The 9,354-nt window shown below is 39.2% G+C and carries 6 protein-coding genes; 5 read left to right on the top strand and 1 reads right to left on the bottom strand.

Annotation, left to right across the window (positions count from 1 at the left end; genetic code table 11):
- The first annotated feature begins 205 nt into the window (after positions 1–205).
- Positions 206–1,024, top strand: coding sequence for a SirB1 family protein (locus ACSHXM_RS01520; RefSeq protein ID WP_435686950.1), 819 nt, complete (start codon positions 206–208; stop codon positions 1,022–1,024).
- A gap of 47 nt (positions 1,025–1,071) precedes the next feature.
- Here the strand turns inward: ACSHXM_RS01520 and argJ are convergent, their stop codons facing one another.
- Positions 1,072–2,316, bottom strand: a complete 1,245-nt coding sequence (gene argJ, locus ACSHXM_RS01515; RefSeq protein ID WP_435686949.1) for a bifunctional glutamate N-acetyltransferase/amino-acid acetyltransferase ArgJ — start codon at positions 2,314–2,316, stop codon at positions 1,072–1,074.
- A gap of 181 nt (positions 2,317–2,497) precedes the next feature.
- Between argJ and ACSHXM_RS01510 the strand changes: the two genes are divergently transcribed.
- The 4 genes from ACSHXM_RS01510 to ACSHXM_RS01495 all read left to right on the top strand — a co-directional run bounded on the left by ACSHXM_RS01510 (position 2,498) and on the right by ACSHXM_RS01495 (position 9,206).
- The gene (locus tag ACSHXM_RS01510; RefSeq protein WP_435686948.1) at positions 2,498–3,676 is read left to right on the top strand and encodes an MFS transporter; all 1,179 of its coding nucleotides are present in this window, start codon (positions 2,498–2,500) and stop codon (positions 3,674–3,676) included.
- Positions 3,677–4,008: 332 nt separating this feature from the next.
- On the top strand, positions 4,009–4,641 hold the full coding sequence (locus tag ACSHXM_RS01505; protein ID WP_435686947.1) for a hypothetical protein: 633 nt from the start codon (positions 4,009–4,011) through the stop codon (positions 4,639–4,641).
- Between the two features lie 84 nt (positions 4,642–4,725).
- Positions 4,726–8,733, top strand: a complete 4,008-nt coding sequence (locus tag ACSHXM_RS01500) for a hypothetical protein (protein ID WP_435686946.1) — start codon at positions 4,726–4,728, stop codon at positions 8,731–8,733.
- A 125-nt stretch (positions 8,734–8,858) separates the two neighbouring features.
- The gene (locus ACSHXM_RS01495; RefSeq protein WP_435686945.1) at positions 8,859–9,206 is read left to right on the top strand and encodes a cupin domain-containing protein; all 348 of its coding nucleotides are present in this window, start codon (positions 8,859–8,861) and stop codon (positions 9,204–9,206) included.
- The last annotated feature ends 148 nt before the right edge of the window (positions 9,207–9,354 follow it).

Here is a 9,354-nt window from a genome sequence, read left to right as displayed (position 1 = left end):
TTGTAGGATTGATTGGTGCTGTCAGTTGGATTGCTTTCGCCGGAATGGTTGCTGTTAGTAAACAAGCTTTGATTTTTTAGTCTTTTTATAAATTAATATTAAACAATTAGTTAGCTTAACTTTTTAAATGTTAAGCTAACTTTTAATAAAGATTGCCCCGATAAACCCGATATATTGAATGGTAGGGTTTATTTGGAGGCATTGAGTGGAAAAGTTAACAGGGGCTATAAAACAAAGTGATTGTTTGATGGCCGGTTTACAATTAGCCAGTTTATTTCAACCGGGTGAATTTCAACCTAAAGAATACCTCTGCGAACTTAAAAAATGGGCGAAACAAGCTCAAGACTACATTGACTCTCCTTTACGTAATTTAAGCAGTTTTCAAAAATTCATTCGATTCTTTTATGTTGAAATGGCATTTAGCGGAGATGAAAAAGAACATTTTTCAACTCAGCATAATTTGTTGAATCAAGTGATTGATTATCGTACTGGGATCCCAGTCACCTTGGCGATTATTTTTAAAGACTTAGCTCGAAGATTGGAATTCGAGGTATATGGCGTCAACTTTCCAGGTCATTTTTTAATTAAATGTATAATTGACTCCAAGACAAATATTTATCTCGATCCATTAAATGGCAAAGTCCTTAGTCGTGCAGATTTAAAACGTTTATATTTTGCAATATTAAATGAAGTTGAAGATGAAATAATGCCAGAAGAGGCATTGAATTCAGCTAGTTGCAGTGAAACGATTATTCGTTTGTTACATAACTTGAAAGCGTCTTTTATTAAAAACAAAAGTTATTCTCAAGCACTTGATGCCGTGCAGTTGTTGGTTGAGCTATGTCCAAATGATCCCTACGAACGTAGAGACCGAGGATTTTTATTACATCAGTTAGACTGCACACAAGTTGCTATTGCTGATTATCAATATTTTATTCGGAAGTGCCCAGAGGATCCTTCCTCACAATTATTACAAGCTCAATTACAGCAACTTGCTGAGGAAATACCTAAAACACTTCATTAATATCCATTCATAAATATCTACTCCTATCAATATGAATGGGTATCAGGTTAAGTACGGTATTCTGCGTTTATACGAACATAATCATAACTAAAGTCACAGCTCCAAATAGTGGCATTGTCATTGCCTCTATTCAGTTTAACTGTGATTTCTATCTCAGCATCTTGCATGATTTTTTGCCCAGCTTCCTCTGTGTAACTATGCGCTCTTCCTCCTTTTTCAGCGACCAATACGTCACCAAAGTATAACTCTATGTTATCTACATTCAGGTCTTGTAACGACTCACACTCTCTTGAAGCGTAACCTATAGCGGCTAATACTCGGCCTAAATTAGGGTCTGATGCAAACATAGCGGTTTTCACTAATGGGCTTTTAGCGATGGCATAACCCACCGCTTTTGCTTCTTCATTACTTAGTGCGTCAAGCACATTGACAGTAATAAATTTAGTCGCACCTTCACCGTCACGAACAATCGCTTTTGCCAAATATTGGGCGGTTTCTAAAAGTGATTGAAAGATGGTTTTCAACAGTGGATCTTCGCTATCCGTAATTTCTGGGTTGCCAGCTTTGCCACTCGCAATAATGATAAATGAGTCGTTGGTTGAGGTGTCACCGTCTACAGAAATACAATTAAACGACAAATCAGCAATTTGTTTGGTTATGTCATTTAACAGTGGCTGGGATATGGCTGCGTCGGTGGCAATAAACCCTAACATTGTGGCCATATTCGGGTGGATCATGCCAGCCCCTTTTGAAATACCAGTCACTTGGATGGAATGCTCAGCAAGTTGGCAAGTGGTTGCGTATGCTTTAGGTGCAACGTCTGTAGTCATGATTGACCAGGCGGCTGGCTCCCATGCGTCTTCTGTTAAGCGGTTTACCGCGGGTGCCAATCCAGCTAATAACCTACCCATGGGTAAGTGCTCTAATATAACTCCTGTAGAGAAGGGCAGTATGGCATTAACCGGAACATCCAATTGGCTAGCAAGTTGTTCACAAGTAGACATGGCGTCTTGCATACCTTGCTCACCCGTGCCGGCATTCGCATTACCCGTATTGATCACTAAGGCTTTTATTTGTTTCGCTTCATCTAAGTGCTTTTTACAAATGTGTACTGGCGCTGCACAAAATCTATTTTGAGTGAATACACCAGATACACTGCTACCATAAGCGACCTCAATAACGAGCAAATCTTTATGATTAGGCTTTTTTATATTGGCTTCGGCCCAACCTAAACGGACACCTTTAACAGGAGGTAAAATTTGATTTTCAATAGAGGGTAAATTTACTGGCATAGGAGATAAATAACGTGAAAAAAGTTGCCGTGAATATTACTTTGCCATGCGAAAATATGCAAAAAACATTAATAATTATTCAGTGGTTTGTCGGCTGAATGTGAGTAATTTTAGCATTTTAAGGTTAATTCACTTAAAATGCGCGCCTTGTAAACCTGACCATTCAATTGTAGTGAATACCATGTCTAGTACTACGCAAATAACCTCTTCAAAACTGTTTATCATACTGAGCGTGCTGACTGGGTTAGTTGGAGCCTTTATCCACCCTTTGATGAGCTATTTTTTGGTTGAAGAGGTTAAGGTTCCGCCTATGTATATTGGTGTGTACATGGTTGCAGTGACGTTAGCAGGGTTGTTAATTAGTCAAATTTTGGGTGGTTTAGCAGACAAAGGTTACAGTGCTCGAAAAATGTATGTTATTGCCAATTTAGGCATAGTATTGGCCCTATCGGTTTACATTAACAGTGCTGTGTTTGCCGTGATCTTATTCGCGGGTATTTGTTTTATGGCTTTTGGAAACGCCAGTGTTCCACAAATGTTAACCTTAAGTCGTCAATGGGCCGATGGGCGGTCTATTGATATTACCCAATTTAACGCGCGAATTCGTGCCGGTATTTCAGTGGCTTGGATGATTGGGCCTCCTATCGCTTTTAGTTTATTGGCTGTCGTGGGGTTTTCAGGCGTGTTTGGTATGGCCATATTGTTTGCTGTATTGGGCATTTTGTTTGTTTATAAATTTATTCCCGAAAAGCCCCTGGCCGTAAAAGCCACAATAGAAAATATCACCAGTAAACCACCTATCTCGTTTTGGTGTTTAGTCTTAGCTATTGTCATGGCATCAATGGGAAACAACATGTATACCGCTTCCTTACCGCTATACACCATCAAAGAATTGAATTTACCCAGTTATACTCCCGGTGTTTTGATGGGGTTTGTGGCTAGCCTAGAAATACCCATCATGCTGTTTTGCAATCGATTGTGCAGGGTGTTTAAGAAAAAAGATTTACTAATCGTCTCGTTTTTAAGTGGCTTAATTTTTTATGCAGGCGCATTTCAAGCAGAGACCTTTTGGCAGCTAGCCTGTTTACAAATATTCAATGCCATATTTTATGGGTTGTTTGGTGGATTAGGTTTAACACTAATGCAAGAAGAGTTACCTTCGCGAATTGGTTTTACCTCAGCTGTTTATTCCAATGCCTTTAAAATTGGCGTGATGGTAGGGGCGACATGTACCGGATTTATTGCACAATTTTTCAGCTTCCAATATGCCTTAATAGGTGCAATGAGCGCTGCGCTAGTTGCTGTCTTGTTAATGGTGGCATTTAGTTATCTAAAACGTACCGGTCCCTGCCTAACATAAACCTCTTGTTCTAATTTTTTCATTCAAATTTTTATGAGTATCTTATTTTTAATAAAAAGCAGCTACTCGTAAACATCCCTTTGAACCCCCTTTTTCATTTTTATTTCTATAATAGAAATTTTATAATTATATACATATGATGTTTACATTAATACTATATTGAGTTACATTTCAATAACATTAAAGTGATACATGTTGGTTGTGTGTTAAATATTAGTTCCAATCACAATAATTATAATTCGTATGAGGGAATATCTAACTTTGATGTTGATTGTCTCTTCAAGCGCTAACTCGCTTGGTGATTGTGTTTTAAATACATGTTAGGAAAGAAAATGAAAACAAGTTTAAAGTATAAAAATATATTGAGGATGCTTTGTTTGATAACGAGCATTGGTTTAAGTGGTAAAGCCTCAGCAAACTTAATTAATAGTGATTTTAGTGATGGGTTAAATGGTTGGAGTGGAGAATACAGTGACTATAATGTTAATGACGATAGCATAGGCTTTTACCAATCGGTTACTGATTTTGCTGCTTTTACAGGGAATTTCTCGACTGATTCAACTAACAACAGTGTTACCTTAAGTACGTCATTCTCTGACCCCATCGAGCACTTTGGGATTTACTTATTTCAAGAATTTGAAGTGGCCGCCAATTCGTCGGTTATTTCTTTGGCTTTTGAGGCTTTAGCTGATATTGCTACAATAGAACTTGTCGATGAATACGGAAATACACTTCACAACTTTATAGAGTCAGGACAAAGTTTTGATATTAGTACTCTAGTGGGGTCGATTGTCGGGTTAGAAATCAGTGTTGAAGATGATTATGACGTTGGATACGCAGTGGATAATAATTCACTCACTGTTTCAAATATTTCGATAAGTAGTATTCCAGTCCCAGAACCCTCTGCATTTCTATTGTTGCCATTCGCTTTGTTACTTTTAAGACGCAAATCAGCAATTCAATAAAAATAATACTCAAATAAACACAAATCGATTTAAGGCTACTTAGCCCATGGCTAGGTGGCACTTCTCACAATTTGGAGCACATACATGGTTACTACTAGTCATAGTCGTAAATTTCTAAACAAGATAGGTAATGCTAGTCGGGCATATACCAAACTAATAATGCTGACTTTGAGCTGTCAAGTTTCTCTTGACGTAATGGCGCAAGAAGAAGGAACTTGGCAAGTCGTCGACTCAGCAAACATTCAACAAAGTGATCGATACTCTAAGCGTGGAGTAGGGTATTACACATTTAATGACATTCAGTTACCTGAAGGGCCTGAACTTTCTGATAGTTTAAGGTTAGTCATCACTGACAGTACTCATGCAGTATTAGACGCGCATGGTATCGATGAAAACGAAGATCCGTATTTTAACGTCGGATCTGTTGCCGACAGTATTCAAGTTTATTTTGCTGCTAAAAGAGCTGCATTTGCCTACACGGCTGAGTTGCAACAGTTTGTAGTTGAATCCTCAAACATCGAATTTAGTTATGATTTCAACACCAATCAAATTCAAACAGAAAATAACAACTGGGAAGGCTGGGTATATCCTACACAAAACCGCGGTGTGATGGCCTTTGAGGAAGAGCAAGGCGAAGATGGTAGCGCGGTATATTCATATGTTGATGCCAGCGCGAATAGCAATATTACTCAAAACGGTATTCGTTTTAATAACCGTACTAATAAAGACAACATTAACCCTTGGACTGACTTATTAGGTGATGCCCATGGTAAATCACTCCAGTCAGTGTCTTTGTGGGTGAAAGTTGAAAAAACCGTGGCTGGCAATGTTACGGTTCGTCATAATCTGATCCCTTATCCTCTTATCGACGATAGAAAAGGTCCAACATTAACGGCTGGTTTAGATGTAGGTCCAGAATACGAAATGGTTATCCCTGCTTCTGCCAACAATACTTGGGTGCAAATCGAGTTTGTGGATAGCAAAACTGGTGAGCGTCAATTTACCATCCCAGAAACTTGGGTGCATCATGACGGAACTTCAGATATTCAAGTTTACCCTCAATTTTTATTTGGTGGATTAGAGATAGGCGATAAGGTCTATGTAGACAATTATGCGATTGGTGCCACTCCTCTTGATAACCCTTGTTGCGAACCTGTAGATGACGGAAGTGATTCTGGATCAGGTAATGGCTCAGGTACTGGCGGCAATACTGGTGGAGGCTCTGGCGGTGGATCGAGTATCAGCCATGGCAACTTTACCAGTGCAACTGGCGGTATTTCTGGTGGCACAAATGGCAGCGACGGTTTTAATTTAGGTGACAATTTAACCTTTACCTATAATTTTGATGTTAACGAAACTACAGCAAACCAAGGCGAACAAGGTTGGATATATTCAGTACTTAATCGCGGCATTATGGCCTTTGAAGATGGACTTGGGAAAGAAGGCTCTGCGTTGTCTTACACTGACGCTAGTATCAATATCAACCCAGAACAAAATGGTTTATTACTGCAAGATTGGAACGCAAATTCTTTCACGGCTATGTTCAGTAATTTTGGACATACTATAAATTCAGTCAGTCTTTGGGTTAAAACAGATCTCGTTGTAGAAAAAGCCATTGATGTGATCCATTACCTCATTCCTTATGGATTAGTTGCTGGTAATAAAAGTGTGAATTATCCAGCGGGTATCGAAGCTTCTCCTATATTAGTCGGTACTATCCCTGCGGGAAGCAGCGACTGGGTATTAGTCGACTTTGTGATAGAAGGTTCAGATGCAATCGACTTTACTATTCCCTCAACTTGGTTCCACGCCACAGGAGGAACTCTACAAATTTATCCTGAGTTTAAATTTGGCAATACTGTAGAAGGTGACAAGATCTATATTGATTCTTATCAAGCTACTTCTACTGTGGGCGAGCCTTTGGCAATTCCAACAGATTTTAGTATTGATTATGACTTTAATAGCGCAACAGTTGCCCAAAATGGCGGTTGGGGTTTTGTATTAAATGGTTACGGAACTATTGGTCTAGAAGAAGGCACTAGTTTTGATAACAGCAATGCTATTTCATACATGGACACTAGCGAAAACGTCAATATCAATAATCAATCTTTGTTGTGGCATAAATGGGGAAATACAAACCCTTGGAGTCAAGAGTTTGGTGGCGGTGCCATCGAATCTGAAATTCAATCTGTCACCCTTAGAGTTAAGGTTGAAAAAGGCGCAGGTAACACAGGTACTAGTGATGTCATCATTAAGCACCATTTATTGCCTTGGAATGTGACTTTAACTGGCGGCAAGTTAGGCAAAGTGACAGCAGCACAAGCTGTAACGGCAGACTTCACAGCTAGCGTTAGTGAAAGCGACTTTGGTCAATGGGTAGAAGTAACATTTACCGATGCCAATACAGGGCAAAATAGTTTTTCTATTCCTGAGTCATGGCAGCTGACCACAGGAGCAGACATCGTTGATGTATTACCTTCTTTCTTCTTCGGTGGTTTAGAAGCTGGAGACAAAGTGATCATTGATGACTATACATTGATTGGTGATAACGCATTGGCTCGTTCAGTTGTATCTGGTGATGATGACGAATGGACAGGTCCTGATTATGGTTTCCATGACGGTACAGGCACTTTCACTTCAAACGGTCGCACCGAGCCAATAGCGGTTGTCGACTCGACTTTTTATGATGCACCAATTGCATTTAATGTGACGCGAGACGCTGTTGCAGATTACCAAGTAAGTACGCAAACCTCAGCTGATAACAGTAAAAATGATACAGCTGATCTACAAACTGCAATTGACGATATCAGTAATAATCTAGGTGGTGGTAAGTTAACTATTCCTGCTGGTGATTACTATGTACGTAGCTTACATTTAAGATCTAACGTACACCTAGAAGTAGAGCAAGGTGCCACTTTTCATATGTCGCAGGGCGGTGGGTATAACGTGTGGTTGTTTGAAATGGGTAACGGCAGCGAAGGTAAAGCTGAAAATGTCAGTATGATAGGCCTAGGTGATGGGTTTACCGTTGATTTATCAATAGACCGAACGTCAACAGCCAGCGCTAATAATGAACGTGTTGCGGTATTTAAAATGGGTGATATCGAAAACTTTAAGTTCTCAAACATCAATATTAAAGACAACAAAACGGTGTTTGCTTCATTCTTAGTTGGCCCTACCTCACGAGATGGCGTTTTCTACGGACCTACTAATGGCATTGTTGAAAATATCGATCAAACTAATTCTTTGTTCGGTTATGGTGTGATCCAAATGTATATGGCGGATAACATCTTATTTAGAAACCTACATTCTCAAGGTGGTATTACCCTGCGTATGGAGACCGATAATTTATCATTGAAAGAATTTGGTCAGGGAGCTCCAGATAAAGGCGGCATACATAATATATTTGCTGAAGATATTCGTGGCAGTAATTGTTTAGCGCCGGTAATGTTTGGTCCTCACTTCCAAGAGAATGGTTCTGTTCAAGTCAACGGAGTGACGTCAAATAGTTGTAGTTTTGCGGTACGTGTTGACGATGGTTTTGTTGAGTTGTTTAGCCCATCTGGGGTAGATAGAAACGCTTGGATGGCAGAAGTTGATTCAACTTATGGTGAAGGCTGTGCGGGTACCACTTATCAACGTGGTGTGCAGCAATGGGCCACGCGAGTGAATGAAACTAAGGCGTGTTTAGATGCGGTTCATCAAAGAACTAATCTAAAACCAGGTTGGTTTGAAGAGTCTTACATTTACAATGTAACGGCAAACTATGGTACTGATGCCCACTTAAAACTGAATAACCTGTATTACATTCCTACAGCAGAAAACTTGTGTATTGCTGCTAGCAATCAATGGCCAAACAGAGCACAAATCTTCATGGGTGATTCTGTAGCGCCGGTTGAAAACCACATGCAAGCGGGTGTTGATTATAACTTCAATATTAATGTTTATAATTTAACGCCAAACGGTTTCCCTGCTGCGCATCATGATGTGATTGATGGTAGTTCAGCTAGGTTAAATCCAACAGTGACAAATTACGGCACCGCAGTTCAGTTACCAGCATGTACGGATGCTCGTTGGAATTACAGTAATTAGTTTTTAAGTTTTAAAATTAATTAACCAATAAAAAACCTAGCTATTTAGCTAGGTTTTTTGTTTATGAGCCGGACTCATTTGGTTTAAGCTATCTGCAAGGTAAATGATATTAAAAAGAGAATGCTTTGAAAAATTACATGATTGAACATTTAGATGACATAACTGCGGTTAAGTGCCCTTGTGGTGATTCAAAACGCGCTTTTGTCACACCTGAAAATAGTGTTGCCACCTTGCACTTAGTGGATATTAGCGAAGACGCAAAATTGCATTACCATAAAAAGATGACTGAAATTTACGTCATCTTGGAAGCTGAAGAAGGTGCCTACATGCAGTTAGATGACGAAAAGGTACCGGTAAAAGCCATGAGTAGTATTTTTATTAAACCAGGCTGTCGTCACAAGGCTGTGGGCAAAATGAAAATTTTGAACATGCCCGTACCTGCATTTGATCCAACAGATGAGTACTTTGATTAAATTAACAACGCTAGTAATAAAATGTTCTGCGGAAATTATTCCTATTAAGTGTGTTTTAATGTAAATTTATTGTAAATTTAAATGTGAATATTGTTTTTTATTTGCAAATAGCTTGTGTTGAGTGGACTATCTACGGTTACACTCACAG

The organism is Paraglaciecola sp. (genome assembly GCF_051252315.1).
In the GTDB taxonomy this organism is placed as follows: domain Bacteria; phylum Pseudomonadota; class Gammaproteobacteria; order Enterobacterales; family Alteromonadaceae; genus Paraglaciecola.
Note: the sequence above shows the minus strand (reverse complement) of the source record. Positions and strands in the feature narration are given on the sequence as shown.

What these genes read in the sequence shown, in the direction of transcription:
- argJ (WP_435686949.1), bottom strand. Translation starts at nt 2,316, where the DNA reads ATGCCAGTAAATTTACCCTCTATTGAAAATCAAATTTTACCTCCTGTT.
- ACSHXM_RS01505 (WP_435686947.1), top strand. Translation starts at nt 4,009, where the DNA reads ATGAAAACAAGTTTAAAGTATAAAAATATATTGAGGATGCTTTGTTTG.
- ACSHXM_RS01510 (WP_435686948.1), top strand. Translation starts at nt 2,498, where the DNA reads ATGTCTAGTACTACGCAAATAACCTCTTCAAAACTGTTTATCATACTG.
- ACSHXM_RS01500 (WP_435686946.1), top strand. Translation starts at nt 4,726, where the DNA reads ATGGTTACTACTAGTCATAGTCGTAAATTTCTAAACAAGATAGGTAAT.